Below are 26,927 nucleotides of genomic sequence, written 5' to 3' on the forward strand. Positions count from 1 at the left end.
TGTTTCCGCTCCTATGCCGGGTCCAGCCGGAACACCGCGCAGCGCCCGGCCAGCGCCTCGAACTCCTCGGCGGTGCCGTCGGTGACCAGGCCCGCCCGTTTCATGAATCCCACCCCGGTGGGCACCTCGGCCGGGAAGGCCCGCAGGATCGGCCGGGCGGCGTCGGCCGACAGCTCGGCCATCCGCACCCGTTGCACCTGCCGGCCGCGGGCGATCGTCGCGGTGCCGGCGGCCCGTACGTTGGCCACCCAGTCGGCGCCCGGGAAGCCGGCGACGACGTACTGCCTGCCCTCGACCGTCATGGGTGTCACCGGCGTGGCGCGTTCGCGTCCGGACTTGCGACCCGGCACCGTCAGCACCACCGGGCTCTCGCCGCCGAACCGCAGTCCCAGCTTCGACATCCGGATGAAGAGCCGGTTGGCCGGCTTCAGCCACCACGGGGGTCGGATGCGATCACCGCTCGCCATAGGCAGCGACGTTACCTCTGGAAGGCGTCGACGCCGTGGGCGTGTCCCCGCGTCGAACCGAGGGCGTCCAGCCGTTTCAGCGCGTCGAGATCCAGGGTGACGCCGCCCGCGCCGACGTTCTCCTCGAGGTGCGCGACGGAGCGGGTGCCGGGGATCAACAGCGTGTTCGGGGAATGGGCCAGCAGCCAGGCGAGCCCCACCTGGGCGGGCGTCGCGCCCTGGGCTGCGGCGATCTCGGCCACCACCGGGTCGTCGGCGACGCTGGGCAGGCCGGCGAACGCCGACCCGAGCGGGAAGAACGGCACCCACGCGATGCCCTCGGCCGCGCAGAACTCCAGCGCATTCTCCTGCGAGCGGTCCAACAGGCTGTAGGCGTTCTGCACGCACGCGATGCCCGCCGGGGCCGCGCGCCGCAGCACGTCGAGCGGCACGGCGCTGATCCCGATCGCGCCGATCTTGCCCTCGTCGCGCAGGGCGATCATCTCCGCCAGCTGGTCGTCAAGGTCGACGTCCTGATCACCCTCGGCGGCCACGCCGGGGCCCAGGTCCATCCGGCGCAGATTGACCACGGGAACGCAGTCGAGGCCGAGCTGGCGCAGGTCGTCCTCGACAGCGGCACGCAGCTCGGCCGGCTTCTGCGCGGCGGCCAGCGGTATCGGTTCTTCGCCGGTGAAGCGGGCGCCGACCTTGCTGACGATGACGAGCTCTTGCGGGTAGGGCGCCAACGCCGCGCGGATGCGGCGGTTGACCTCGCCGGGGCCGTAGAACGACGCGGTGTCGAGGTGGTTGACGCCGAGTTCGACGGCGCGGCGCAGCACCGTCGCCGCGTCCTCGGGTGTGGCCTCGGCCAGTTGCATGGCGCCGTAGCCGATGCGCGCGACCTCGTCGGTGCCGATGGTGCCGGTGCCGCCGGCCGGTGCTGGGGTGGTCATAGCGCTCCCTCGTGTCAGACTGGAGAGATGCGGAGGGCCCTCCGCTTGACGCAGCGTAACAGAAATGGAGGTGCCTCCGCTTGGCTGACCGATCCGACGCGCGCCGCAACCGAGAGCGGCTGCTCGAGGTGGCGGCGGCGGCGTTCGCCGCCGCCGACGGGCGCTCCGTGTCGCTGGAATCGATCGCCCGCGACGCCGGGGTGGGCATTGGCACGCTGTATCGGCACTTCCCCAGCCGCGAGGCGCTGGTCGAGGCGATTTACCGGGCCGAGCTGGCCGACGTCGCGGCCGCAGCGGGGCAGCTACTGGACCGGCACCCGCCCAAGGCCGCGCTGCGCGCGTGGATGGACCGCTACGCCGGCTTCGTCGCCGCCAAGCGCGGCATGGCCGAGTCGCTGCAAGCGATCTTCGCCTCCGGCGCCATGCACGCCGGCCAGACCCGGGACAGCATCGTCGGCGCCGTCGGCCTGTTGTTGCGGGCCGGCGCCGAGGACGGCAGCCTGACCCCCGACGTGCAGGCCGACGACGTGGTGTCCAGCCTGATCGGCACCTTTCTGGCCAGCGGTTCCCCAGAGCAGACCGGCCGCATGCTCGACCTGCTCGTCGCCGGGATCGCCGCGCCCCGAGCGTGAAGTTAGCTTCACGCTCGACCTCGAACGTGAAGCTAACTTCACGCTCGACCCGGCCGCGCACTCGGCGACACAGGTTCAGCCGACGGCGCGGCCTGCGCCCTCCCAGAACCGCGCTCGCACGGCCTTCTTGTCGGGCTTGCCCAGCGCGGTCACCGGCACCGAGTCGACGACGATCACCTGCTTGGGCGATTGCACCGAACCCTTGCGCTCCTTGACCGCGGCCTGGATCTCGGCGGTGACCCGCGCCACCGCGTCCTCGTCGGTGGGATGGTCGGGCCGCAGCACGATCACCGCGGTGACGGCCTCGCCCCACTTCTCGTCCGGCGTGCCGATCACGCAGACCTGCGCGACGGCCGGGTGCTCGGCGACGACGTCCTCGACCTCGCGCGGGAACACGTTGAACCCGCCGGTGACGATCATGTCCTTGACCCGGTCGACGATGAACCAGAAGCCGTCCTCGTCCTCGCGGGCCATGTCGCCGGTGTGCAGCCAGCCGTCTTTGAACGTCTTGGCCGTCTCCTCCGGCAGGTTCCAGTACCCGCCGGAAAGCAGCGGCCCGGACACGCAGATCTCGCCGACCTCGCCTTGGGGCACCGGGTTGCCGTCGGCGTCCAGCAGCGCGGTGCGGGCGAACAGCGTCGGCCGCCCGCAGGAGGTGAGCCGCTTCTCGTCGTGGTCCTTCTTGGCCAGATACGAGATGACCATCGGCGCCTCGGACTGCCCGTAGTACTGGGCGAAGATCGGCCCGAAGCGCCGGATGGCCTCGGCCAGCCGCACGGGGTTCATCGCCGAGGCGCCGTAGTAGACCGTCTCCAGCGACGACAGGTCGCGGGTGTGCGAATCGGGGTGGTCCATCAGCGCGTAGATCATCGACGGCACCAGCATGGTCGCGGTGATCTTCTGTTCTTCGATCACCCGCAGCACCTCGGCGGGGTCGAACTTGGTGAGCACCACCAGCTCGCCGCCCTTGATGATGGTCGGCACGAAGAACGCCGCCCCGGCGTGCGACAGCGGCGTGCACATCAAAAAGCGCGGGTTCTCCGGCCACTCCCATTCGGCGAGCTGGATCGTCGTCATCGTCGTGATCGACTGCGCGGTGCCCAGCACGCCCTTGGGCTTGCCGGTGGTGCCGCCGGTGTAGGCCATCCCGCCGATGTGGTCGGGCGGAAGGTCGGCCGCCACCAACGGCTTGGGCGCATACTTCGCGGCCTCGGCCACCAGATCCACCGCCGAATCGCCGAGCGCCTCGGGGACCGGGCCGATCGTCAGGACCTGCTTGAGGCCGGGCACCTTCTCCAGTAGGCCCTGCGCCCGCTCGACGAACATCGGGTTCGGGTCGATGATCAGCGACGTCACGCCCGCGTCGCCCAGCACGTACGCGTGGTCGTCCAGCGAGCCCAGCGGGTGCAGCGCCACGCGGCGATAACCCTGGGTCTGGCCCGCGCCGATGATCATCAGCACCTCGGGCCGGTTCAGCGAGAGCAGCCCGACGGTCGCGCCGGTGCCCGCACCGAGCGCCTCGAACGCCTGGATGTACTGGCTGATGCGCTCGGCGAGCTGCCCACCGGTCAACGTGGTGTCGCCGAGATGCAGCACCGGCTTGTCTTTGTTGCGCTTGAGCGCACCGACGGTCAGGTGTCCGGAATGAATGGGATGGCGCAGGAGATCGTCACTCATGCGCCAAGACTAGAACGTGTTGCAATTTCAGTCAGCTACCCCCTTGCGGACACCATCGATCAGTACGATCCCTCCCCATGGCCCAGGCAGATCTCGTCGTCACCGGAACCGTCCTGACCGTCGACGAGGCGCGGCCCACCGCCGAGGCGCTGGCGGTCGCCGACGGCCGCATCGTCGCCGTCGGGACCCGCGCCGACGTCGCCGACTTCGTCGGCCCCGACACCCAGACCGTCGACATCGGTGACGGTTGCGTCATGCCGGGATTCGTCGAGGCGCATGGGCACCCGCTGATGGAGGCGGTCGCGCTGTCGGACCGGTTCGTCGACATCCGCCCGGTCACCCTGCGCGCGGCCGCCGACGTCCTCGACGCGGTCCACGCCGAGGTCGCCCGGCGCGGCGCCGACGGCGCCTACCTGAGCGGGTGGGATCCGCTGCTGCAGAACGGTCTGCCCGAACCCACGCTGAGCTGGCTCGACGGCGTCGCGCCGGACAGCCCGCTGGTGATCCTGCACAACTCCGGGCACAAGGCGTTCTTCAACTCCACCGCCGCCCGGGCGCACGGCCTGACCCGCGACACCCCCGACCCCAAGGGCGCCAAGTACGGCCGCGGCGCCGACGGCGAACTCGACGGCACCGCCGAGGAGACCGGCGCCGTGTTCCCGCTGCTGGGCGGCGCCATCGACTTCGCCGACTACCCGCGGATGCTGCTCGCCGAGTGCGCCCGCCTCAACCGGGCCGGCCTGACCACCTGCTCGGAAATGGCCTTCGACCCGGGCTTCCGGCCCCTGGTCGAGCAGCTGCGCGAGCGCCTCACGGTCCGGTTGCGCACCTACGAGATCTCCAACCCGCAGATGTCCACGGCCGCCACCCCCGGCCAGGGCGACGACATGCTGCGTCAGGTCGGCATCAAGATCTGGGTCGACGGGTCGCCGTGGATCGGCAACATCGACCTGTCCTTTCCGTACCTGGATACCGAGGCCACCCGGATCATCGGCGTGGTGCCCGGCTCCTGCGGCTGCGCCAACTACACGAAAGAGCAGCTGCGCGAGATCGTCGGCGCGTACTTCCCGCTGGGCTGGCCGATGGCCTGCCACGTGCAGGGCGACGCCGGGGTGGACACCATCCTCGACGTCTACGAGGAGGTGCTGCGGCGCCATCCGCGCGAGGATCACCGGTTGCGCCTCGAGCACGTCGGCGCGATCCGGCCCGAGCAGCTGCGACGGGCCCACGACCTCGGCGTCACCTGCAGCATCTTCGTCGACCAGATCCACTACTGGGGCGACATCATCGTCGACGGCCTGTTCGGTCCCGAACGGGGCAGCCGGTGGATGCCCGCGGGTTCGGCGGTGGCGACGGGGATGCGCATCTCGCTGCACAACGACCCGCCGGTCACCCCCGAGGAGCCGCTGCGCAACATCAGCGTGGCCGTCACCCGCACCGCGCCCAGCGGTCGGGTGCTGGCGCCGGAGGAGCGGTTGACGGTGGAGCAGGCGATCCGCGCGCAGACCATCGACGCCGCGTGGCAGCTGTTCTCCGACGACATCGTCGGCTCGCTGGAGGTCGGCAAGTACGCCGACCTGGTGGTGCTGTCGGCGGACCCGCGCGCGGTGCCGCCCGAGCAGATCGCCGACCTCGACGTGCGGGCGACGTACCTGGCGGGACGCCGGGTCTACGGCCGGTGACCCCGCCCCCGCTGGGCGACCTCCTAGAGCGCCTGCATGTGGTGGCGTTGCCGATGCGGGTCCGGTTCCGCGGCATCACCACCCGCGAGGTCGCGCTGATCGACGGCCCGGCCGGGTGGGGCGAGTTCGGGGCGTTCGTCGAGTACCCGCCGGCCGAGGCCGCGCACTGGTTGGCCGCCGGCATCGAGGCCGCCTATCGCCCGCCGCCGCCCGCGCGCCGCGACCGCATCCCGATCAACGCCACCGTGCCGGCCGTGCCCGCCGCCGGGGTACCCGAGGTGCTGGCGCGGTTTCCCGGGGCGGGCACGGCCAAGGTGAAGGTCGCCGAGCCCGGCCAGACCCTGGCCGACGACGTGGCCCGCGTCGACGCCGTGCGCGACCGGGTCCCGACGGTGCGGGTGGACGCCAACGGCGGCTGGACCGTCGACGAGGCCGTCGCGGCCGCCCAAGCGCTCGGCCCGCTGGAATACCTCGAGCAGCCCTGCGCGACCGTCGAGGAGCTGGCGCAGGTTCGACGCCGCGTCGACGTGCCGATCGCCGCCGACGAGAGCATCCGCAAGGCCGCCGACCCCCTGGCCGTCGTCCGCGCCGGCGCCGCCGACATCGCGGTGCTCAAAGTCGCGCCGCTGGGCGGGGTGTCGGCCCTGCTCGACATCACCGCGCAGATCGACGTCCCGGTCGTGATCTCGAGCGCGCTGGATTCGGCGGTCGGGATCGCCGCGGGGCTCAGCGCAGCGGCGGCCCTGCCGGCGCTGCACCACGCCTGCGGCCTGGGTACCGGCGGGCTGTTCGTCCAGGACGTGGCGGACGTCGCGCCGCCCGAAGACGGCTTCCTGACGGCCGGGCCGGTCACGCCCGAACCGGCGCGGCTGAGCGCCCTGCGGGCCCCGGCGCCGCGCCGGCAGTGGTGGCTCGACCGGGTCGAGGCCTGCTACCGGTTGCTAACGTCGTCCGGGTGATCAACCTGGCTTACGACGACCGCGGCTCGGGGGAGCCGGTGGTGTTCATCGCCGGCCACGGCGGCGCCGGACGGACCTGGCACCCGTACCAAGTGCCGGCGTTCCTGGCGGCCGGCTACCGCGTCATCACCTTCGACAACCGGGGCATCGGCGCCACCGAGAGCGCGCAGGGCTTCTCGACGCAGACCATGGTCGCCGACACCGTGGCGCTCATCGAGGGGCTCAACGCCGCCCCGGCCCGCGTCGTCGGGATGTCGATGGGGGCGTTCATCACCCAGGAGCTGCTGCTGGCGCGGCCCGACCTGGTCAGTTCCGCGGTGCTGATGGGCACCCGCGGCCGGATGGACCGGGCGCGGCAGTTCTTCCGCGACGCCGAGGCCGAGCTGGCCGATGCCGGCGTGCAGCTGCCCGCGGCGTACGAGGCCAAGATCCGGCTGCTGGAGAACTTCTCCCGCAAGACGCTCAACGACGACGTGGCGGTGGCCGACTGGATCGCGATGTTCTCCACCTGGCCGGTCAAGCCCACGCCGGGGCTGCGGGCCCAGCTGGACGTCGCGCCGCACACCAGCCGGTTGTCGGCCTACCGCGCCATCACGACGCCGGTGCTCGTGATCGGCTTCTCCGACGACGTGCTGACGCCGCCGCAGCTGGGCCGGGAGGTCGCCGACGCGCTGCCCAACGGCCGGTACGTGCAGATCCCCGACACCGGCCACCTGGGGTTCTTCGAGCGGCCGGACGCCGTCAACGCCGCGATGCTGAAGTTCTTCGCCGATCACAAGGGCTGAGGCCACGTCGCCGGGTTGTGACACTCTGTAGTAGTGAACCCCTCGACGACCCAGGCCCGCGTGGTCGTTGACGAGCTGATCCGCGGCGGCGTCCGCGACGTCGTGCTGTGCCCCGGGTCGCGCAACGCCCCGCTGGCCTTCGCGCTGCAGGACGCCGACCGCGCCGGCCGGCTCCGGCTGCACGTGCGCATCGACGAGCGCACCGCCGGGTTTTTGGCCATCGGGCTGGCGATCGCCGCCGGCGCGCCGGTCTGCGTCGCCATGACGTCGGGCACGGCCGTGGCCAACCTCGGGCCCGCCGTGGTGGAGGCGAACTACGCCCGCGTCCCGCTGATCGTGCTCTCGGCCAACCGGCCCTACGAGATGCTCGGCACCGGCGCCAACCAGACGATGGAGCAGCTCGGCTACTTCGGCACCCAGGTGCGGGCGACGATCAGCTTGGGCCTGGCCGAAGACGCGCCCGAGCGGCTGGACTCGCTGAACGCCACCTGGCGGTCGGCCACCTGCCGGGTGTTGGTGGCCGCGACGGGCGCCCGCACCGCCAACGCGGGGCCGGTGCATTTCGACATCCCGCTGCGCGAACCGCTGGTGCCCGACCGCGGCCCGCAGTCGGGGGTCCCGCAGGGGCGGCCCGGCGGCCGACCCTGGACCTCCACCCCGCCGGTGAATTTCGATCAGCCGCTGGACATCGACCTGACGCCCGACACGGTCGTCATCGCCGGGCACGGCGCCGGGCTGCAGGAGAACCTGGCCGGGCTGCCGACCGTCGCGGAGCCCACGTCATTTTCCGGCCGGGCCGTGCCTAACCCGCTGCACCCGCTGGCGCTGCCGCTGCTGCGGCCCCAGCAGGTGATCATGCTCGGCCGCCCCACCTTGCACCGGCCGGTGTCGGCGCTGCTCGCCGATCCGCGGGTGCCGGTGTTCGCGCTGACCACCGGGCCGCGCTGGCCTGACGTGTCGGGGAATTCGCAAGCCACCGGGACGCGGGCGGTCACCACCGGCGCGCCCGACCCGGCGTGGCTGCGGCGCTGCGCCGAGGTGCACCGGCAGGCCGTCGACGCCGTCCGCGGCCAGCTGCGTAGCCACCCGCTGACCACCGGCCTGCACGTCGCGGCGGCCGTGGCCGACGCCTTGCGGCCCGGCGACCAGCTGGTGCTGGGCGCCTCCAACCCGGTGCGCGACGCCGCCCTGGTCGGGTTGGACACCCGCCACATCCGGGTCCGCTCCAACCGCGGCGTCGCCGGCATCGACGGCACCGTCTCCACCGCGATCGGCGCGGCGCTGGCCCACGAACGCAGCGGCGGCCCGGACACCCCCGCCCGCACCGTCGCGCTGATCGGGGACCTGACCTTCGTGCACGACAGCTCCGGGCTGCTCATCGGCCCCACCGAGCCCACCCCGCGCCGGCTCACGATCGTCGTCTCCAACGACAACGGCGGCGGCATCTTCGAAACCCTCGAGCAGGGCGACCCGCGGTTCGCCGACGTGTCGTCGCGGATCTTCGGCACCCCGCATGACGTCGACGTCGGCGCGCTGTGCCGCGCCTACCACGTCGAGAGCCGCCAGATCGAGGTCGACGAGCTCGACGCGGCCCTCGACGAGCCGGCGCAGGGCATGCGGGTGCTGGAGGTCAAGGCGGACCGGTCGTCGCTGCGCGCCCTGCACGCCGCCATCAGGGCCGCGCTGTGAAGCGGCTGAAGACGCTGTACCGCATACTGATTCACGGGCGCAGCGACAAGCCGCCCAGCACTCGGGCCCGAATCGCGTTGCGCTGGGGCAGAATCGCGGTCCTGATCGTCACCGGCCTGGTCACCCTGCAGTCGGTGCTGCTGGTGGCCGGCGCCTGGCGCGACGACCTCGCCATCGAGCACAACATGGGCGTCGCGCAGGCCGAGGTGCTCAGCGCGGGACCGCGCCGCTCCACGATCGAGTTCGTCACGCCCGAACGCGTCACGTACCGCCCGGAACTCGGCGTCCTGTACCCGTCGCACCTGGCCACCGGCATGCGGATCTACGTCGAATACAACAGGAACGACCCCAATCTCGTTCGCGTGCAGCATCGCAACGCCGGGCTGTCGATCATCCCCGCCGGTTCCATCGCGGTGGTGGGCTGGCTGGTCGCGACGGTGCTGCTGATTGTGCTGGCGGCGCTGGACAAGTGGCTCGATCGGCGGCCCCAACCGGCGGCCCGGGCGGGTGAACCGGCCCTCGAACCGCTGTGAAAAGGGTCCGACCAGCAAATTTCGCGTGTCGTATGCCCGCAGGCAACCTCCGCGACAGCCGACGCTGACACCTTGAGGGTGTGCGCGTTGCCATCGTCGCCGAATCGTTCCTGCCGAATGTCAATGGTGTCAGCAACTCCGTGATCCGGGTGCTCGAGCACCTGCGCCGGACCGGGCACGAAGCCCTCGTCATCGCCCCAGACAACCCCCGGGGGGAACCCCGCGCCGAGCGGATCTACGACGGTATCCGGGTGCACCGGGTGCCGTCGCGGATGTTTCCCAAGGTCACCAGCCTGCCGCTCGGGGTGCCGACCCCCCGCCTGGTCAGTGTGCTGCGCGGATTCGACCCGCACGTCGTGCATTTGGCGTCACCGGCGCTGCTCGGCTATGGCGGGGTGAAGGCGGCCCGCTGGCTCGGGGTGCCGACGGTCGCGGTGTATCAGACCGACGTCCCGGGTTTCGCGGCGAGCTATGGCATCCCGATGACGTCGCGGGCGGCGTGGGCCTGGTTCCGGCACCTGCACAGCCTGGCCGACCGCACCCTGGCCCCGTCCAGCGTGACCATGGAATCCCTTGCCGAGCATCGCTTCCCGCGCGTGCATCACTGGGCGCGCGGCGTCGACGTGCTGCGGTTCGCGCCGTCGCTGCGCGACGACGGCCTGCGGCGGCGCTGGTCGCCGCACGGCAAGCCGATCGTCGGCTTCGTGGGGCGGCTCGCGCCGGAGAAGCACGTCGAGCGCCTCGCCCCGCTGGCCGCGAACGACGCGGTGCAACTGGTCATCGTCGGGGACGGCGTCGACCGCAAGAAGCTGCAATCGGCAATGCCCACAGCGGTATTCACGGGCGCGCTGTACGGCGACGAACTCGCCACGGCGTACGCCAGCATGGACGTCTTCGTGCATCCCGGTGAGCACGAGACGTTCTGCCAAGTTGTTCAAGAAGCGCTGGCGTCGGGGCTGCCGGTGATCGCCCCCGACGCCGGCGGCCCACGTGACCTCGTCACGCCGTGCCGCACCGGATTGCTGTTGGGCGTCGACGAGTTCGAGGAGCGGCTGCCGCACGCGGTCGAACACCTCATCGAGGAGCGCGCTCGCTACGCCGTGGCGGCGCGGCGCAGCGTCCTGGGCCGCAGCTGGCCGGTGATCTGCGACCAGCTGCTCGGCCACTACGAGGCGGTGCTGTCGCCGCTCGCGCGCCGCCGGGCGCTCACCCCGCGGCAGGCGCGGGCGGAGTGAGGCCGGCTCAGCCCTGCGCCAATTCGGCGACGGGCTGCCATTCTTCCCACGTCCGCAGCCGGCTCTCGTAGTCCGCCTTGGCGGTCTGCAGCGGCGAGGACCCGAAGAAGACCCGCAGCGGCGGCTGCTCCGCGTCGACCACCTTCAGCAGGGCGGCCGCCGACGCCTCCGGGTTGCCCGGGCTGGCCCACCGTTTGGCCCGTTCGGCGTCGACCGCGGCCCGCACCTCGTCGTAGGCGGGGATGCGGTCGGAATGCCGGGCCGACGAGCCCGACCAGTCGGTGTCGAAGCCGCCCGGCTCGATCAGCGTGACGTGCACGCCGAACGGCTTGACCTCCTGCGCCAGCGCCTGGGAGAAGCCCTCCAGCGCCCACTTGGACGCGTGGTAGATGCCGACCAACGGGAACGCGCTGATGCCGCCGATCGACGACACCTGGATGATGTGGCCGCTGCCCTGCTCGCGCAGGTACGGCAGCGCGGCCTGGGTGACCCACAGCGCGCCGAACACATTGGTTTCGAGCTGGTCGCGGGCGTCCCGTTCGGAGAGCTCTTCGATGAAGCCGAAGTGGCCGTAGCCCGCGTTGTTGACCACGATGTCCAGGCGACCGAAGTGGTCGTGCGCCCGCCGCACCGCGGCGAAGTCCGCGTCGCGGTCGGTGACGTCGAGCTCGATCGGCAGCAGCGCGTCGCCGTATTTCTGCGCGAGGTCGTCCAGCGATGCCGTGTTGCGCGCGGTGGCGGCGACCTTGTCGCCCCGCTCCAGCGCCGCGATGGCCCACGCCCGCCCGAAGCCGCGGGACGTACCGGTGATAAACCAAATTTTTTCCGTCACGCCGTTGTGTAACGCGTGCACCGGCCGACCATTCCCGGGCGGGCCGGTACGGTCGACCTCGTGAGTCGCGCGGCTTTGGACAAGGATCCCCGGGACGTCGCGTCGATGTTCGACGGCGTCGCCCGCCGCTACGACGTGACCAACACCGTGCTGTCCCTGGGGCAGGACCGGTACTGGCGGCGGGCCACCCGCTCGGCGCTGGACGTGGGGCCGGGCCGCAAGGTGCTGGACCTGGCCGCGGGCACCGCGGTGTCCACGGTCGAGCTGCAAAAGTCCGGGGCGTGGTGCCTGGCCGCCGACTTCTCCGTCGGGATGCTGGCGGCCGGGGCGGCGCGGCAGGTGCCCAAGGTGGCCGCGGACGCCACCAAGCTGCCGTTCGCCGACGGCGTCTTCGACGCGGTGACCATCAGTTTCGGGTTACGCAACGTCGTCGACACCCCGGCGGCGCTGCGCGAGATGGCCCGCGTCACCCGGCCCGGCGGCCGCCTGGTGGTCTGCGAGTTCTCCACTCCCACCAACGGGCTGTTCGCGACCGTCTATAAGGAGTACCTGATGCGGGCGCTGCCGCGGGTGGCGCGGGCGGTGTCGAGCAATCCCGACGCCTATGTGTACCTCGCCGAGTCGATCAGGGCGTGGCCCGATCAGGCGGCGCTGGCGGAGCAGATCGGGCGGGCCGGGTGGTCCGGGGCGCGGTGGCGCAACCTGACCGGCGGCATCGTGGCGCTACACGCCGCCGAGAAGCCGACGCGCTGACGTAGGGGGACGTACGGGTCAGTGGTGACCGGCCGCCTGCACCACACCGACCTGGTCCGGGCAGTAGTGGTCGACGGCGGCGCCGAGGAACTGCAGAGCCTGGCCCTGGCTGGTCCCGCGGGGCAGGTTCTTCTGGATGAAGTTGGCGGACTTGTAAGCGTCGGTGTCCACGCCGCGACCCAACCGGTCGCAGGTGATCTTGCCGAGCCACGCCAGCTGGTCCTGCGGGCCGTAGATGCCGAACCCGTTGACCGTCTCTTTGAACGGATAGTCGTAATCGTTGGACGGCGCGGCCTGCGCCGGCGCGGCGATTGCGATCGCGGCGGCGGCCATGCCGATAGTAGCCAGCCTCGTTCCCTTCATTAGCCGGACTATACACCGATCGGCGGCGGTGCGCCGCGGAAATCCGGCGCCCGACGGGACACCGCCGCCGGGTCAGCTGAACGGCGTGCGGCGGTCCAGCAGCCGCGACAACCGGCCCCCACCGCGCCACGCGCGGGCCACCCAGTCGGCGTCCTCGTCGGTGACAAGATTCGCCATCACCCGGACCGCGATCGTCATCAGGGTCGTCGAGCGCATGGCGATCGGGCCGGTGGTGGGCAGGAACCGCTGAAAGGTCAGCAGCAGCGCCAGCCGGCGCGCCACCGAGAAGCCGCGGCCGTAGTGCTGGCGCAGCAGCGTCGGCCACACCTGCGTCAGGTCGCCGCCGTCGAGCAGCTCGGCGGCCAAGCGGCCCGTCTCCAGGCCGTAGTCGATGCCCTCGCCGTTGAGGGGATTCACGCAGGCCGCGGCGTCGCCGATGAGCAGCCAGTTGGGGCCGGCCACCCCGGACACCGCGCCGCCCATCGGCAGCAGCGCCGACGACACCGCCCGCGGCGGGCCGGTGAACTCCCACTCGTCGCGTCGCAGGTCGGCGTAGTACTTGATCAGCGGCCGCAGCGCCAGGTCCGCCGGCCGTTTGGACGTCGACAGCGCCCCCACGCCGATGTTCACCTCGCCGTTGCCCAGCGGGAAGATCCAGCCGTAGCCGGGCAGCACGGTGCCGTCCGGCGAGCGCAGCTCCAGGTGTGAGGTCAGCCACGGGTCGTCGGCGCGCGGCGTGGTGAGGTAGCCGCGGGCCGCCGTGCCGTACACCGTCTCCTGATGCCACCGCCGGCCCAGGGTCCGGCTCAGCGAGGACCGGGCGCCGTCGGCCACGATCAGCCGGCGGCAGCCGACGACGGTGCCGTCGGCCAAGGCCACCGACACCACTCGCTGCGCCGAATCACGTTCCGCGGAAACGACTTTGGTGCCCAGCAGCATGCGGGCCCCGGCGTCTTCGGCGCACTGGCGGATCCGGTCGTCCAGCTCCAGGCGGGCGACGGCGCTGCCGGTCGACGGGAACGACGGGCCGGGCCAGTCGACCTGCACCTCGCCGCCGAAGCCGCTCATCCGCAGGCCGCGGTGCCGAATCCGGGTGTCCAGCCAGTCGCCGAGCCCCAGGCGCTCCAGCTCGGCGACGGCCCGCGGGGTCAGCCCATCACCGCACGCCTTGTCGCGGGGGAACCGGGCGGCGTCGATGACGAGCACGTCGGTGCCCGCGCGGGCGGCCCAGGCCGCGGCCGCCGAACCGGCGGGCCCGGCGCCCACCACCACCAGATCGGCTCTGGTCGCTGCCGTCGTCATGTACACCAGTATGTTTGGTCGAGTGAGTACTCCGGCGACGGTGGTAGCGGGCGTCGACTTCGGTGACGCCGAGTTCGCGGCGACCGTGCGCGACGGTGTGGGGCGGGTCGAGCGGCTCATGGACGCCGAGTTGCGCAGCGCCGACGAGGTGATGACCGAGTCGCTGATGCACCTGTTCAAGGCCGGCGGCAAGCGGTTCCGGCCCCTGTTCGCGGTGCTGTCCGCGCAGCTCGGGCCGAACCCGGACGCCGAAGAGGTAACCATCGCCGGCGCCGTCATCGAGCTGGTGCACCTGGCCACGCTGTACCACGACGACGTGATGGACGAGGCCCAGGTGCGCCGCGGCGCGCCGACGGCGAACGTGCGGTGGGGCAACAACGTCGCGATCCTGGCCGGCGACTACCTGTTCGCCACCGCCTCGCGCCTGGTGTCGCGGCTGGGGCCGGAGGCGGTGCGGCTCATCGCCGAGACGTTCGCCCAGCTGGTGACCGGGCAGATGCGCGAGGGCCGGGGCAGCGCCCAGGGCGTCGATCCCGTCGACCACTACCTCAAGGTGGTCTACGAGAAGACGGCCTGCCTGATCGCCGCCGCGGGGCGCTTCGGCGCCATGTTCTCCGGCGCCGACGTCGAGCAAGTGGAGCGCCTGAGCCGCCTGGGCGGGATCGTCGGCACCGCGTTCCAGATCTCCGACGACATCATCGACATCGACAGCGACGCCCACGAGTCGGGCAAGCTGCCGGGCACCGACGTCCGCGAGGGGGTGCACACCTTGCCGATGGTGTACGCCCTGCGCGAACCCGGCCCCGACGCGGCGCGGCTGCGCGAGCTGCTGAGCGGTCCCATCGACGACGACGAGGCGGTCGCCGAGGCGCTGGCGCTGCTGCGCGCCTCGCCCGGAATGGCCAAGGCCAAGCAGGTCCTCGCCGAGTACGCCGAGCAGGCCCGCCAGGAGCTGGCCCAGCTGCCGGACCGGCCCGGCCGCCAGGCGCTGCAGACGCTGGTCGACTACACCATCAGCCGGCACGGTTAGCGGATCCGGAACCCCGCGGGTGCCCTCAGGCGTTCAATGAGCGTAATCCGTGACGCGTGTTCGCAAGGAGGACACCGATGACTTGGCATCCGCATGCCAACAGGTTCAAGACGTTCGCGTTGTTGGTCGGCATGTCTGCCCTGATCGTGTTCGTGGGCTCGCTGTTCGGGCGCACCGCGATGTTCATCGCGGTGCTGTTCGCCATCGGCATGAACGTCTACACCTACTACAACAGCGACAAGCTGGCGTTGCGGGCGATGCACGCACAGCCGGTGTCGGAGCTGCAGGCGCCGGTGATGTATCGCATCGTGCGGGAGCTGGCCACCGCCGCGCACCAGCCGATGCCGCGGCTCTACATCAGTGACACCAACGCGCCCAACGCGTTTGCGACGGGCCGCAACCCGCGTAACGCGGCCGTCTGCTGCACCACCGGAATTTTGGACATCCTCAACGACCGCGAGCTGCGCGCCGTGCTGGGACACGAGCTGTCCCACGTGTACAACCGCGACATCCTGATCTCGTGCATCGCGGGCGCGATGGCGTCGGTGATCACCGCGCTGGCCAACATGGCCATGTTCGCCGGCATGTTCGGCGGCAACAACCGCGACGGCGAGAATCCTTTTGCGCTGCTCCTCGTTTCGCTGCTGGGCCCGATCGCCGCGACCGTGGTGCGGCTCGCGGTGTCGCGGTCCCGCGAGTATCAGGCCGACGAGTCGGGCGCGGTGCTGACCGGCGACCCGCTGGCCCTGGCGTCGGCGCTGCGCAAGATCTCCGGCGGCGTCCAGGCGGCCCCGCTGCCGCCGGAGCCGCAGCTGGCCAGCCAGGCGCACCTGATGATCGCCAACCCGTTCCGCGCGGGCGAGCGCATCGGGTCCCTGTTCTCGACGCACCCGCCCATCGAGGACCGCATCCGGCGGCTGGAGTCGATGGCTCGGGGCTGACGCGCGTTACGCGATGCCGCGAATCACGCGGCGGCGCCGGGTGTTTCGTGGGCGACGGCCTCGTCGGCACCGCGATCGGCGACGTGACCCGTCTCGAGCCTGCCGGCGATGTGCACCGTGCCGCCGGTCGCCTCGTGCTGCCGCTGCCAGTCGGCAATGGCCTGTAGGGCGGCGTGATCGAGGTAATTCACCGAAACATCCACGGTGACAACGGTTCCCGCGGGGATCGCGGACAGCACCCGGGTCAGCCGCGGCAGGGCCAGGAAGGTGCACGCCGCGCCCTCGATGGCGACGCGCCACTCGTCGGCCTTGGCTTGGGCGTGCACCTTGGCGCGGATCACTCGCCACCCGGTCAGGGCGATGGCCAGCGCCAGCCCGATCAGCACCCCGTGCAGCAGGTTGAGAAACACGACGCTGACGGCGGTGACGACGTAGACGGCGAGATCGCCGTGCTTGAGCGCGGTTTCGATGTGGGCGGGCTTGAGCAACTGGATGCCGATGACGATCAGCAGGCCGGCGAGCGCGGCGGTGGGGATCTCGTCGACCAGACCCGCGAACGGGATGGTGAACAGCAGGATCCACACGCCGTGCATGATCGACGAGGCGCGCGACCTCGCACCGGCGTTGACGTTGGTCGAGCTGCGCACGATGACCCCGGTCACCGGCAGGCCGCCGATGGTGCCCGAGATGATGTTGGCGGCGCCCTGTCCCACCAGTTCGCGGTTGAAGTCGGTGCGGGGGCCGTTGTGCATCCGGTCGACCGACACCGCCGAGAGCAGGCTCTCGACGCTGGCGATGAGCGCGACGGTGATCACCCCGATGGCGACCGCGCCGAAGTCACCATGCGGAATGTCGGGCAGCTGCACCGCATCCAGCGGCGATCCCTCGAGATCGATGCGCCGGACGTGGAAGGGGAACACCACCGACACCACGGTCGCCGCCACGATGGCCACCAAGGGGCCGGGGATCCGTCGCACCCGTGCCGGAACCCAACGCCAGCCGATCAGGATCGCGATGACCAGCACCCCCAGCAGAACGCCGGGCCGGTGCGCGCCGATGATCTGCCCGGGCAGGCCGATCAGGTTGTGCCAGGCGGTGCTCTTGGACTTGCCACCGAGCAGCACGTGCGCTTGCTGCAGCGCGATGGTGATCCCGATGCCGGCCAGCATGGCGTGCACGACGACGGGTGAGATCGCGAGTGCGGCCCGCGCGACGCGGCTCAGGCCCAGCAACACCTGCAGCACCCCGGCGGCCACGGTGATCAAACACGTGACGCCCCAACCGAAGTCGGATACCAGGCCGGCGACAATCACGGTCAATCCCGCGGCGGGGCCGCTGACCTGTAGCGGCGACCCGCCCAGCGATCCGACGACGATGCCGCCGACGATCGCGGCGATCAGGCCGGCGAGCACCGGCGCGTTCGACGCGATCGCGATGCCCAGCGACAGGGGTAGTGCGACGAGAAAGACGACGATGGACGACGGCAGGTCGTGCCGCACGATCGAGCGCAGGCGTTGCGCTCGCGGTCCGCGGTGGTCAGGGTCCTCGGTGCCGAGTTCTTCGGTGTTGTGCATCGGTCGCGTCCCTTGTCGAGTCTGTGCGGCGATGTGGCGCGATCCGCCCCACCTTCGAACGATTACGTCGGCGTAACCTGTTGGCGGACAGGCGGTTACGAAAGGACTAGCTGCGCGGTCGCGCGCGGGAACGCCTGGCTACCTGCAGTGACGGTATTTTGCCGGCGAAGCGCCGGTCAAGGGCAACGGCGCAGCCCATATCGAACGCAAAGATTTGAATTGCGGACCCGGTTCGCCCAGGTCAGAAGCCGGAGCCGTGCACCTCGTGGCCGGGCGTCTCGGCGATCAGGCCGCTGTAGGCCTGCTCGACCGTGGAGCCGTGGTTGACCACGCCGTCGACCTCGCGCGCGATCGGCATGTTCAGACCGAATTCGTTGGCGAACTCCATGATGACGCTGGCGGCCTTGACGCCCTCGGCGACCTGGTTCATCGAGGCGATGATCTCGTCGATCGGCTTACCGGCGCCCAACTGCTCACCGACGTGCCGGTTGCGGCTGCGCTGGCTGGTGCAGGTGACGATGAGGTCGCCGAGGCCCGCCAGGCCGGGGAACGTCTCCGGGTTGCCGCCCAGCGCGACCCCCAGCTTGGTCATCTCGCGCAGCGCGCGGGCGATCACCAGCGCGCGGGTGTTCTCGCCGATGCCCAGCGAATAGCCCATGCCGACGGCGATGGCGTAGACGTTCTTCAGCGCCCCGGCCATCTCGACGCCGACCACGTCGTCGGTGGTGTACACCCGGAACCGCCGGGTCCGGAACAGCGTCGACAGGCGGGTCGCCAGGTGCTGGTCGGGCATCGCCAGCACGGCGGCCGCGGCGTAGCCCTCACCCACCTCGCGGGCGATGTTCGGCCCGGCCAGGATGCCGGCGGGGTGCCCCGGCAGCACCTCCTCGATGATCTGCGACATCCGCATGTTGGTGCCCTGCTCGAGCCCCTTGACCAACGACACCACCGGCACCCAGGGCCGCAGCTCCTTGGCCAACTCGGTCAGCACGCCGCGGAAACCGTGGGAGGGGACACCCATGATGACGACGTCCGCGCTGTTGGCCGCCTCGGCGAAGTCGGTGGTGGCGCGCAGGGTGTCGCTCAGCACGGCGTCGTCGCCGAGATACCGGCTGTTGCGGTGGTTCTCGTTGATGTCCTTGGCGGTCTCCTCCGAGCGCACCCATTGCAGCGTCGGCCCCCGGCGCGCGCAGATGGACGCCACTGTGGTGCCCCAGGAACCGCCACCGAGGACAACGACTTTGGGATCGCGCATCTGTGCTGCCATGGCGATCAGCGTATTGCCGACGCCAAAGTTTTATAAGGAGTTCACGAACTTCGACGGGGCCTCGTGTCGCCGGCGGCTACCCGGCCAGCGAGGCCCGGTCGGCGGCGCGGCCGAACACCATGGCTTCCCCGACGCGGTCGAAGCGGTAGTCCAGGGCGTCGGCCAGGTAGTTCTGCCGCACATGCCACGGCCGCTTGGTGCCGGACTTGGGCAGCATGTGCACCGAGCGCAGCACGTAGCCGGCGTTGATGTCCCACGACGGCTTCTCGGCCATCGGCTCGTTGGCGCGGTGCGGGTAGGCGTGCGTGTACCCGTGAGAAGCCATGTGCGCCAGCAGCTTTGCGGTGGCACGGGCGGTGATGTCGGCGCGCAGGGTCCACGAGGCGTTGGTGTAGCCGACGCACCAGAACAGGTTCGGCACGTCCTCGAGCATGTGCGCTTTGTAGACGAAGCGGTCGCTGACCTTGATCTCGTTGCCGTCCAGGCTGATCGCGGCCCCGCCCAGCGCCTGCAGCTGCAGCCCGGTCGCGGAGACCACGATGTCGGCGTCGAGGTGTGCACCGGAGCGGAGCGCGACGCCGGTGGCGTCGAAATGGTCGATGTGGTCGGTGACCACCTCCGCACCGCCGGCGCTGATGGCGTTGTACAGATCGGCGTCGGGAATCAGGCACATCCGCTGGTCCCACGGGTTGTAGCGCGGCTTGAAGTGCGTGTCGACGTCGTAGCCGGCGGGCAGGCTGCCGATCGCCTTGCGCCGCAGCAGCCACCGCACCAACCCGGGTGCCTTGCGGGACAACGCGTAGAACACCGCCTCGGTCAGCGCGCTGTAGATCCGTATCACCAGATGTGCGGGCTTGCGCGGCAACAGCTTTCGGGAGATTGCGGCGACCGCGCCGTATTTGGACGCCGAGATGAGGTAGGTGGGGGAGCGCTGCAGCATGGTGACCTTCGCGGCCCGTCCCGACAGCGACGGCAGCAGGGTGACCGCGGTCGCGCCGCTGCCGATCACCACGATCCGCTTGCCGGTGTAATCCAGGTCCTCGGGCCAGTGCTGGGGGTGCACCACCGTGCCCGCGAAGTCCGCGATGCCCGGGAACTCCGGGGTGTAGCCCTCGTCGTAGTTGTAGTAACCGCTGCCGAAGAACAGGAAGCGGCCGCGGTAGCGCCTGGGCGCGCCGTCCTGCTCCACCGTGACCGTCCACGTGTCGGTCGACGAGTCCCAATCGGCCGAGCGCACCCGGCTGTTGAACCGCATGTGCCGGTCGATCCCGTACTTACGCGCGGTCGCGGCCAGGTATTCGCGGATGTGGACGCCGTCCGCGACGCCCTCTTTGCGCGGCCACGGCTCGAACGGGAACGACAGCGTGAAAATGCTGCTGTCCGAGCGCACCCCGGGATAGCGGAACAGGTCCCACGTCCCGCCGATCTGCGCGCGCCGCTCCAGGATGGTGTAGCTCAGCTGCGGGTTGCGCTCGGAGATGCGGTACGCCGCATCGATACCGGAGATCCCGGCACCGACGATGATGACGTCGAAATATTCGGCCTCGACCGGCGCCGGGCCGGTGGGAGTCACGGTCATCGTGAACCTCGCTCAGCGGTGAAGGGACAAGGCGTGGTCATCAGCGTAGAGACCCACCGGTTGGTCGGGCTAGCGGTAGTTGACGAACTGCAGCGCCACCTCGAGGTCGGCGTTGCGCAGCAGCGCCTGCACCGCCTGCAGGTCGTCGCGCTTCTTGCTGGTGACGCGGATCTCCTCGCCCTGGATCTGCGTCTTGACGGTCTTCGGGCCGTCGTCGCGGATCAGCTTGGTGATCTTCTTGGCGTTCTCGCTGCTGATGCCCTGCTTGATGGTGCCGGTGACCCGGTAGGTCTTGCCGGAGGCTTGGGGTTCACCCGCGTCGAACGCCTTCATGGAGATGTCGCGGCGGATCAATTTCTCCTTGAAGACGTCCACGGCGGCCTTGACGCGTTCCTCGGTCGACGACGTCAACTCGATAGCCTCGTCGCCCTTCCAGGCGATCGTCGAATCGGTGCCGCGGAAGTCGAACCGGTTGGCCAGCTCCTTGGCGGCCTGGTTGAGCGCGTTGTCGACCTCCTGACGGTCCACTTTGCTGACGATGTCGAACGATGAGTCCGCCATGCAATCCGTCCCTTCCCTCGAAGTGCTAGCCGTTTGTGCTTTGTCTACTCGCTCGTTGTAACCTGCTATGCGGCAGGTTGCCCGAGCGGCCAATGGGAGCGGACTGTAAATCCGTCGCGAAAGCTTCACAGGTTCGAATCCTGTACCTGCCACCAAAGTTTCCGTGGACGCGGCCGAGCCGAACGTGACCGGGCCGCCCCGCGTGAGGGGACAGGCTTGGTCGGGCGAATTGGTCTGTGCGCAACCGCCTCACGCTGGGTGACGGCGCCCGCGGCGCGCTCCTATTGCGGCGCCACCCGGTAGCTGAAGGACCATTCCAGGTCGTCGCCCTCGACGGGGTGGCTGTCGCCCAGTTGCAGATCGACAACGGCGCGCCGTCGGGTCTTGCGTTGCGCCTTCTGCATCGCGAGCGCCTCGACATGGACCTCGGGCATGCGTTGCGGCGCTCGGATCGTGTCGTGCCGCACCTCGGGTTGACCGCTCATAACCTTCGTATGCCCCTATCGTCTAGAGCAAGCTGTCGCGGGGGAAACGGGCCGCCTGGCGAGAGATTCATCGCAGGGGTCGCCCGTGCCGGTTCATCGCGCCGTGGGCGCGGGCGTCAGGGTCGATCGCAGAACGCCACGCACAGGTCTTGCGGGCGAATCGGCACCCACTGCAGGTTCCCGTCGGCCTGGCGCGCACAGAAGATCGGGCCACCCCGGCCCCACAGCTTCGTCCCCTCCGGGGAGCACGGCTGACCGAACTCGTTGTTGTTGTCCGCGTAGGCCGGACCGCTCGCGAACAGGATCGTGAAGGGGGCAACGGCCGTCACCACGGCCAAGCCGACGGACCTCAATGCGTTCATCTTTGCGCCCTCCTTGAAACGACTGCTCAACGCCAGCCTTGACGATATCTCAGCGGACTACCCAATGGTTGTGTGATCTAAGTAATCCGGGCGGCGGCCACCGGTTCGCAGCCCGGATCCGACGGCGCCCGCTTCGACGGCGCGGGGGGTTCGCTCGCCTCGATGGCCTGGCTGCGGCCCAGCGCTACCGTCGCCGCCACCATCGCAACGACGGCGGCGGCGAGAACCGGCGCCGCAACGCCGCCCACCGCCACGTGATCGCCGAGCACGATCACCCCGAGCAACACCGCGACGATGGGCTCGCCGACGAGCATGATCGGCACGGACGCTTGCAGGGCGCCGGCATGGAACGCGGAGCTTTGCACCACCATCACGGTTGCGGCCAGCGCGATCAGCACGTAGGGCGCGGGAACCGTCAGCAGCGCGTGCCATCCCCCCACCGAGAACCGGTGCGTGCAGACCTTCGTGACCACGGCGATCATGCCGAGCAGCACGGCCACGGCGGCGCCGAGCAGGATCGCGCGGACGCGGCCGGCGGCGCGGTGCGCGGCCGTGATGCAGACCAGCACCGACGGCACGGCGATGGCCAGCGCCAGCGTCCACGCCGGGATCGGAGGTCGGCTGTGGCCTTCGCGGGGCTGCCCGACGAGAACGAACACCGCCAGCGCGGCCGTCAGCAGCGTCGCCCAGCCCCACTGGACCCAGCTGATGCGCTGGTGGCACAGCCGCGCGCTCATGGGCAGGGCGAACAGCAGCGAGGAGACCAGCAGCGGCTGCACCAACAGCAGCGAGCCATGGGCCAGGGCGATGGCCTGGAACACGAAGCCGGCGACGGCCGCGATCAGCCCCGCCCACCACTGCGGCTGGCGGACCAGGGAGGTGGCCATGGTCGACGACAGCGCCTCGGCGCCGGGAACGCGCTGCGCGGCGCGTTGCCGGACGACGATGCCCACGGCAGCCCAGAACGCCGACAGCAGTGCCGAGCCGATCGCGACCGCGTGTACAGAGACCCACCCCATGGCGCCGTGAATACCCTCCGCACCGCCCCGGCTAACTCGCCGCGGGTGGCTGGTGACTGGTGCGGGCGTCGCCGGCCTCAATATGCTTTTGCTCGACGCGACCGTCGTTCCCCTGGGGAGGGGGCAAACGCCTGGTGGCAGGCGCGCGGTCGGCACAAAGGGGGCGGGGATGGTCGTCGACACGCGATTGCTGGGCGGGCCATGCAGCTGAAGTATCTGTCCATCGCGGAGCTGATCGCGGGCGCCGGCGGAGATCCCTGGGAAATCAACCGGACACTGCAGGCCGGCCAGCCGGGGCAGATCTCCGGCCTGGCCAACGCGTTCCACGCGGCCGGCCGGCACACCGCCGAGGCCGACGCCGCCTTCGACCAGGCGCGCAAACGCTTCGACGCGGCGTGGAATCACCAGAACGGCAACAGCCCCATCAACGACGCCGACGAGGTGCAGCGCACCGCGAAGGCGCTGGGCGCGCAGTCCGAGCAGCTGCCCAAGATCGGCGCCGACCTGGAGAAGATCGCCGCCGACCTGGCCGACGCGCAGAAAAGCGGCGCCGCCGAAATCGCCGCGCTGGAGCACAAGCTGGAGGTGCTCGACAGGATCATCGGCGCGGCAACCGAGGACCTCAAGCACACCGACCTGACCCCCGACGACCGGCACGCGCTGGAGGCGTTGATCCGAGCCGCGAAGGCCGACGCGGTCGATGACACCCGCGACGCGCTCGACCGATTGCGCGCCACCCGCGACAACTACACGAAGTCGTTGCACCAGGCGCAGAAGAGCCTGGCCGACGACGGCTATGACCCGGAACGGGTCCTGGGCTTCGACGGGCACGCGCCCGAGACGCCCGAGCAGGCCCGGCAGGACGTCACCGACGCCCTCGCGGGCGACAAGGGCGCCGCGGCGCGGGTAAACGGGGTGCTGCACTCGGTGTCGCCGGAGCAAGTCGCCGGCAAGACGCCGCTGACCTCCGAGCAGGCGGCGGTGCTGAGCCAGCTGCAAGCGCAGGAACACGGCATGAGCATGGACGCGCTGACGGCCGCCGAGCAGCGCCTCGGCGACGAGAAGGGCATGATCGGCGACTCGCTGCAGCTGATGAGCAACCCGAACATCACCTTCCCGAAGACCGACACTAAGGTCGGCGCGGTGCAGGGCGGGGACACCCTGCGCGGCGGTGCCGCGCAGCTGCCCGAGAGCGTGCAGCAGCTGCTCAACGCGCACTGGCCCGACCTTCGCCACTTGAACCAGTTGGCCGGCATCGTCAAGGACGGCAACCGCTCGCTGCAGGCCAACACCGACCTCGACAAGGGCATGATGAAGCAGGCGTCGGCCCTGATGAACGGCGCCTTCTGGCGGGCCGGAGAGGGCCAGGCCGGCGACCTGAAGCCCAACATCGATCCGACCGTCTCCAACGTGCTCTCGGCGGTGTCGCCGGATCACCAGGTGGTTCACGACGCCATGACGGGCGCCGATCACGACCGGTTCCTGCAGAACCTCACGCATCATTACTGGCAAGACCACGGCGACGCGGTGAGCTCGCTGTTCTCGTGGACCGGCGATGCGGCGCGAGGTCCCGAAGCGCGGCTCGCCGGGGAGACGGCCCATGCCTACAGCTCCTACATCGGCAATCACCCGGAGCTGATGCACCTGCCTGGCAATCACACCCTGGGCGAGATGGACCCGAAACTGGTTCAGGGCATGGCACACGGGCTGGGCCCGTACGTCAACAACATCGCCGGGACCTCCGGGGGCTTACCCGAATTCGGCTATCCGCTTGACGACGAGGGCAACACGCGATCGGGTGCGCTCCCGGTGGCCAAGGAGATCTTCACGGTGATCGACAGCGACAAAGACGCCGCGACGTATTTCAACGGACAGGCGTATGCCCAGGCCGTGGTTCACGAGGCGGCATTCGGCAACGAGACCACGCATTCCGGTTACGACGCGCAGCTCTACGACGCCGCGACCCTCAAGGGTCTGGTGGACGTCGGGACCCATAATGCCCACCTCGCCAACGAGACCAACGGCTTCCATCAGCAGCAGTCGGAATACGAGATAAAGAAGCAGGCCTACGAAGCCGGGCTGACCGGGCTGACGACGGCGGCGGGTCTACCGCCGGGGGTCGGCACGGCGGCCAGCCCCGCGCTCAACGTCTTGGGGCACGGCCTGGAGAACAGCATCCTGGGCCCGCCGCCGACCGGGCCGAACGAGAACCCGATCCAGCCGCTGGACATCGGGTACGCGGACCAGGGAATGGCGAACGCGTTGCTCGGGGCCGGGCACAACGTGCCGCTTCCCCCCGAGTACGTCATCCACGACGCGGACCATCCCAACGGGCGGCTCGCGACGCTCGACGAAGTGAAGGCCAGAATCCCCGGGGTCACCGCGGGTCAATACGACAGCGTGATCGGTCCGGCCGTGTCGCAGGCGATCGGGCTGCCGCCTGCGGAGAAGATGGCGCCGGACGAGTGGATGGCGACGCGCTACGACAACGTGGTGGGCGTGCCTCACCCGAACCAGGGCACCCCGTAGGAGCCTTCGCGAGAACAGCACTTTCACCACAAACCCCCGCAGGTTAGGGCAGCCTTAGTTTAGGATCCGGTTCGGGCGGTCGAACGCCGCCGAACACGGGAGGGGGTGACAGGTGGTCGAATCTGGCACGGCGGTCGCGGACGAGTCCGGCGGCCCGGCATCGGTGTCGCTGCGGACGCGCGGTCGCTGGCTGCGCTGGGGAGTGCTGTCGGTGTGGGGACCGGGCCTGGTGGTGATGCTGGCAGACACGGACGCCGGCTCGCTGATCACCGCGTCGCAGTCCGGCGCGCAGTGGGGTTACCGGATGGTGCTGCCGCAGCTCATCCTGATGCCGGTCCTCTACGTCGTCCAGGAGATGACCGTGCGCCTGGGCATCGTCACCCGGCGCGGACACGGCGCCCTGATCCGCGAGAAGTTCGGCCGCGGCTGGGCGTGGGTGTCGGCGTTCACGCTGTTCGCGTCGGCGATCGGGGCGCTGTTGACGGAGTTCGCCGGCGTGGCCGGGGTGGGGGAATTGTTCGGCGTCTCCCGGTGGGTGAGCATCCCGATCGCCACGGTCGCGTTGCTGGCGCTGGCGCTGACCGGCAGCTACCGGCGCGTCGAGCGCATCGGACTGATCATCGGCGCCGCCGAACTGGCCTTCCTGATCGCCATGCTCATGGCGCGGCCCAGCCTCTCGGCGCTGGTCGGCGGCTTGTCGTCGATGCCGCTGGGCAACTCGTCGTACCTGATGCTGGTGGCGGCCAACGTCGGCGCCGTCATCATGCCGTGGATGATCTTCTACCAGCAGGGCGCGGTGGTCGATAAGCGGTTGTCGGAGACCACTATTCGTCAGGAGCGCTACGACACCGCCGCCGGCGCGGTGCTGACCCAGCTGATCATGATCGCGGTGGTGGTGACCATGGCGTCGACGGTCGGCGCGCACGAGGGCGGGGTGTCGCTGGACACCGTCGGCCAGATCGCCGAATCGCTCACGCCGTACCTGGGTCACACCGGGGGGACGGTGCTGTTTGGGCTGGGCATGCTGGGCGCGGCGCTGGTGGCCGCGATCGTCGCCTCCCTGGCCGGGGCGTGGGGCCTGGCCGAGGTGTTCAAGTGGCGGCACACGCTCAACGAGCGGCCCAACCGCGAGACCGCCAAGTTCTACCTGACCTACGCGCTGGCGCACATCGTCGGCGCGATACTCGTGCTGGCCAGCGTCGACCTGGTCAACCTCGCGCTGGACGTCGAGGTGATGAACGCCCTGCTGCTGCCGATTGTGCTGGGCCTGCTGCTGGCGCTGGAGGCCAAGGCGCTGCCCGAGCAGTGGCGCATGCGCGGCGCCCACAAGTACGTGACCTGGGCGCTGTGCCTGGTGGTGATGGCCTTCGGGTTGTACATGGTCCCGCAAACCCTCGGATGGGTTTGAGGCCGCCCCTTCCGCCGCATAAGCCCAGGTGGGCGACGGATTTTCCAAAGTACAGCAAAAACATAGGTTATCGAAAGGTCGGGCCCATCGCCCTTCATTAGCGTCGTTGGTGTTACGCCGAATGAAGGGAGAAAACGATGGCATCGCGCACCGTAAAGCTCCGTCGACTGGTGGGGGCCACGGCGTTGTGTGGGGGAATGGCTATTGCCGCTACGGGCATCGGAGCGGGCGTCGCCAGCGCGCACCCGTGGGGCCCGCCGCCCCCGCCGGGACCGGTCGGGTGGGCAGCTCCGCCTCCGCCGCCCGGATGGGGCCCGCCGCCGCTGGATTT

At 70.3% G+C, this 26,927-nt stretch carries 25 protein-coding genes and 1 tRNA gene; 13 read left to right on the forward strand and 13 right to left on the reverse strand.

The annotated features are described in order from the left end of the window. Positions 1-11 precede the first annotated feature (11 nt). Complete coding sequence (locus A5714_RS09390; RefSeq protein ID WP_068064814.1) at positions 12-467, reverse strand: nitroreductase family deazaflavin-dependent oxidoreductase; 456 nt, start codon at positions 465-467, stop codon at positions 12-14. Positions 468-478: 11 nt separating this feature from the next. After that, positions 479-1,399, reverse strand: a complete 921-nt coding sequence (locus tag A5714_RS09395; RefSeq protein WP_068284755.1) for an aldo/keto reductase — start codon at positions 1,397-1,399, stop codon at positions 479-481. An 80-nt stretch (positions 1,400-1,479) separates the two neighbouring features. On the opposite strand from A5714_RS09395, the gene A5714_RS09400 reads away from it, so the two are divergent. After that, positions 1,480-2,031 carry a TetR/AcrR family transcriptional regulator gene (locus tag A5714_RS09400; protein WP_068284757.1) on the forward strand — a complete coding sequence of 184 codons (552 nt, stop codon included), beginning with the start codon at positions 1,480-1,482 and terminating at the stop codon, positions 2,029-2,031. 75 nt (positions 2,032-2,106) lie between these two features. On the opposite strand, the gene fadD8 is transcribed toward A5714_RS09400, so the two are convergent. Further along, complete coding sequence (gene fadD8 / locus A5714_RS09405; RefSeq protein ID WP_068284759.1) at positions 2,107-3,708, reverse strand: fatty-acid--CoA ligase FadD8; 1,602 nt, start codon at positions 3,706-3,708, stop codon at positions 2,107-2,109. Between the two features lie 77 nt (positions 3,709-3,785). Here fadD8 and A5714_RS09410 point away from each other — a divergent pair, with 77 nt between their 5' ends. The 6 genes from A5714_RS09410 to A5714_RS09435 all read left to right on the forward strand — a co-directional run bounded on the left by A5714_RS09410 (position 3,786) and on the right by A5714_RS09435 (position 10,591). Beyond that, positions 3,786-5,390 (forward strand): amidohydrolase, encoded by a 1,605-nt coding sequence (locus A5714_RS09410; RefSeq protein ID WP_068284761.1) that lies wholly within the window; start codon positions 3,786-3,788, stop codon positions 5,388-5,390. Continuing rightward, positions 5,387-6,349 (forward strand): o-succinylbenzoate synthase, encoded by a 963-nt coding sequence (locus A5714_RS09415; RefSeq protein WP_082959649.1) that lies wholly within the window; start codon positions 5,387-5,389, stop codon positions 6,347-6,349. Before A5714_RS09410 ends, A5714_RS09415 begins: the two co-directional genes overlap by 4 nt. Further along, a complete protein-coding gene (locus tag A5714_RS09420) occupies positions 6,346-7,134 on the forward strand; it encodes an alpha/beta fold hydrolase (protein WP_068064830.1) in 789 nt (262 codons plus the stop codon). The genes A5714_RS09415 and A5714_RS09420 overlap by 4 nt, the downstream gene beginning before the upstream one ends. Before the next feature lie 33 nt (positions 7,135-7,167). Continuing rightward, a complete protein-coding gene (menD, locus tag A5714_RS09425; RefSeq protein ID WP_068284762.1) occupies positions 7,168-8,823 on the forward strand; it encodes a 2-succinyl-5-enolpyruvyl-6-hydroxy-3-cyclohexene-1-carboxylic-acid synthase in 1,656 nt (551 codons plus the stop codon). After that, positions 8,820-9,356, forward strand: coding sequence for a DUF3592 domain-containing protein (locus A5714_RS09430; protein ID WP_156747249.1), 537 nt, complete (start codon positions 8,820-8,822; stop codon positions 9,354-9,356). The genes menD and A5714_RS09430 overlap by 4 nt, the downstream gene beginning before the upstream one ends. Positions 9,357-9,436: 80 nt before the next feature. Next, positions 9,437-10,591: a glycosyltransferase family 1 protein gene (locus A5714_RS09435; RefSeq protein ID WP_068284763.1), complete on the forward strand. Its 1,155-nt coding sequence runs from the start codon at positions 9,437-9,439 to the stop codon at positions 10,589-10,591. 7 nt (positions 10,592-10,598) lie between these two features. On the opposite strand, the gene A5714_RS09440 is transcribed toward A5714_RS09435, so the two are convergent. Then, positions 10,599-11,423 carry an SDR family oxidoreductase gene (locus tag A5714_RS09440; protein ID WP_068064883.1) on the reverse strand — a complete coding sequence of 275 codons (825 nt, stop codon included), beginning with the start codon at positions 11,421-11,423 and terminating at the stop codon, positions 10,599-10,601. A gap of 60 nt (positions 11,424-11,483) precedes the next feature. Here A5714_RS09440 and A5714_RS09445 point away from each other — a divergent pair, with 60 nt between their 5' ends. Then, positions 11,484-12,176 carry a demethylmenaquinone methyltransferase gene (locus A5714_RS09445; protein WP_068284784.1) on the forward strand — a complete coding sequence of 231 codons (693 nt, stop codon included), beginning with the start codon at positions 11,484-11,486 and terminating at the stop codon, positions 12,174-12,176. Positions 12,177-12,194: 18 nt separating this feature from the next. Here A5714_RS09445 and A5714_RS09450 read toward each other — a convergent pair whose 3' ends face one another. Together A5714_RS09450 and menJ are read right to left on the reverse strand one after the other, a co-directional pair. Beyond that, positions 12,195-12,539 (reverse strand): DUF732 domain-containing protein, encoded by a 345-nt coding sequence (locus A5714_RS09450; RefSeq protein WP_068064839.1) that lies wholly within the window; start codon positions 12,537-12,539, stop codon positions 12,195-12,197. A gap of 72 nt (positions 12,540-12,611) precedes the next feature. Further along, positions 12,612-13,841, reverse strand: coding sequence for a menaquinone reductase (gene menJ, locus A5714_RS09455; protein ID WP_068284765.1), 1,230 nt, complete (start codon positions 13,839-13,841; stop codon positions 12,612-12,614). A 22-nt stretch (positions 13,842-13,863) separates the two neighbouring features. Here menJ and grcC1 point away from each other — a divergent pair, with 22 nt between their 5' ends. Together grcC1 and htpX are read left to right on the forward strand one after the other, a co-directional pair. Further along, entirely contained in the window at positions 13,864-14,871 is a 1,008-nt protein-coding gene (gene grcC1, locus A5714_RS09460; protein WP_068284768.1) for a nonaprenyl/(2E,6E)-farnesyl/geranylgeranyl diphosphat synthase, read from the forward strand. Positions 14,872-14,948: 77 nt separating this feature from the next. Then, positions 14,949-15,812 carry a zinc metalloprotease HtpX gene (gene htpX / locus A5714_RS09465; RefSeq protein WP_068284770.1) on the forward strand — a complete coding sequence of 288 codons (864 nt, stop codon included), beginning with the start codon at positions 14,949-14,951 and terminating at the stop codon, positions 15,810-15,812. A 23-nt stretch (positions 15,813-15,835) separates the two neighbouring features. Here the strand turns inward: htpX and A5714_RS09470 are convergent, their stop codons facing one another. From A5714_RS09470 to A5714_RS09485, 4 genes are all read right to left on the reverse strand, one after another. Then, positions 15,836-17,386, reverse strand: coding sequence for a SulP family inorganic anion transporter (locus A5714_RS09470; RefSeq protein WP_082959650.1), 1,551 nt, complete (start codon positions 17,384-17,386; stop codon positions 15,836-15,838). Between the two features lie 241 nt (positions 17,387-17,627). Next, positions 17,628-18,653, reverse strand: a complete 1,026-nt coding sequence (locus A5714_RS09475) for an NAD(P)H-dependent glycerol-3-phosphate dehydrogenase (protein WP_068064848.1) — start codon at positions 18,651-18,653, stop codon at positions 17,628-17,630. Positions 18,654-18,729: 76 nt separating this feature from the next. Further along, entirely contained in the window at positions 18,730-20,232 is a 1,503-nt protein-coding gene (locus A5714_RS09480) for an NAD(P)/FAD-dependent oxidoreductase (RefSeq protein WP_068284772.1), read from the reverse strand. Between the two features lie 69 nt (positions 20,233-20,301). Further along, positions 20,302-20,793 (reverse strand): YajQ family cyclic di-GMP-binding protein, encoded by a 492-nt coding sequence (locus A5714_RS09485; protein WP_068284774.1) that lies wholly within the window; start codon positions 20,791-20,793, stop codon positions 20,302-20,304. Between the two features lie 71 nt (positions 20,794-20,864). Between A5714_RS09485 and A5714_RS09490 the strand changes: the two genes are divergently transcribed. Continuing rightward, positions 20,865-20,948: transfer RNA gene (locus tag A5714_RS09490), tRNA-Tyr, on the forward strand. A gap of 126 nt (positions 20,949-21,074) precedes the next feature. Here A5714_RS09490 and A5714_RS09495 read toward each other — a convergent pair. The 3 genes from A5714_RS09495 to A5714_RS09505 all read right to left on the reverse strand — a co-directional run bounded on the left by A5714_RS09495 (position 21,075) and on the right by A5714_RS09505 (position 22,659). Beyond that, positions 21,075-21,278 (reverse strand): hypothetical protein, encoded by a 204-nt coding sequence (locus A5714_RS09495; RefSeq protein WP_068064857.1) that lies wholly within the window; start codon positions 21,276-21,278, stop codon positions 21,075-21,077. Positions 21,279-21,394: 116 nt separating this feature from the next. Further along, positions 21,395-21,640 carry a hypothetical protein gene (locus A5714_RS09500; RefSeq protein ID WP_068064860.1) on the reverse strand — a complete coding sequence of 82 codons (246 nt, stop codon included), beginning with the start codon at positions 21,638-21,640 and terminating at the stop codon, positions 21,395-21,397. 77 nt (positions 21,641-21,717) lie between these two features. Then, a complete protein-coding gene (locus A5714_RS09505) occupies positions 21,718-22,659 on the reverse strand; it encodes a DMT family transporter (protein WP_068284775.1) in 942 nt (313 codons plus the stop codon). A gap of 201 nt (positions 22,660-22,860) precedes the next feature. On the opposite strand from A5714_RS09505, the gene A5714_RS09510 reads away from it, so the two are divergent. Then, entirely contained in the window at positions 22,861-25,188 is a 2,328-nt protein-coding gene (locus tag A5714_RS09510; protein WP_068284777.1) for a hypothetical protein, read from the forward strand. A gap of 112 nt (positions 25,189-25,300) precedes the next feature. Beyond that, on the forward strand, positions 25,301-26,596 hold the full coding sequence (locus A5714_RS09515; RefSeq protein ID WP_068284779.1) for an NRAMP family divalent metal transporter: 1,296 nt from the start codon (positions 25,301-25,303) through the stop codon (positions 26,594-26,596). Positions 26,597-26,927: the final 331 nt, after the last annotated feature.

The organism is Mycobacterium sp. E2462 (genome assembly GCF_001672685.1).
Taxonomy (GTDB): Bacteria; Actinomycetota; Actinomycetes; order Mycobacteriales; family Mycobacteriaceae; genus Mycobacterium.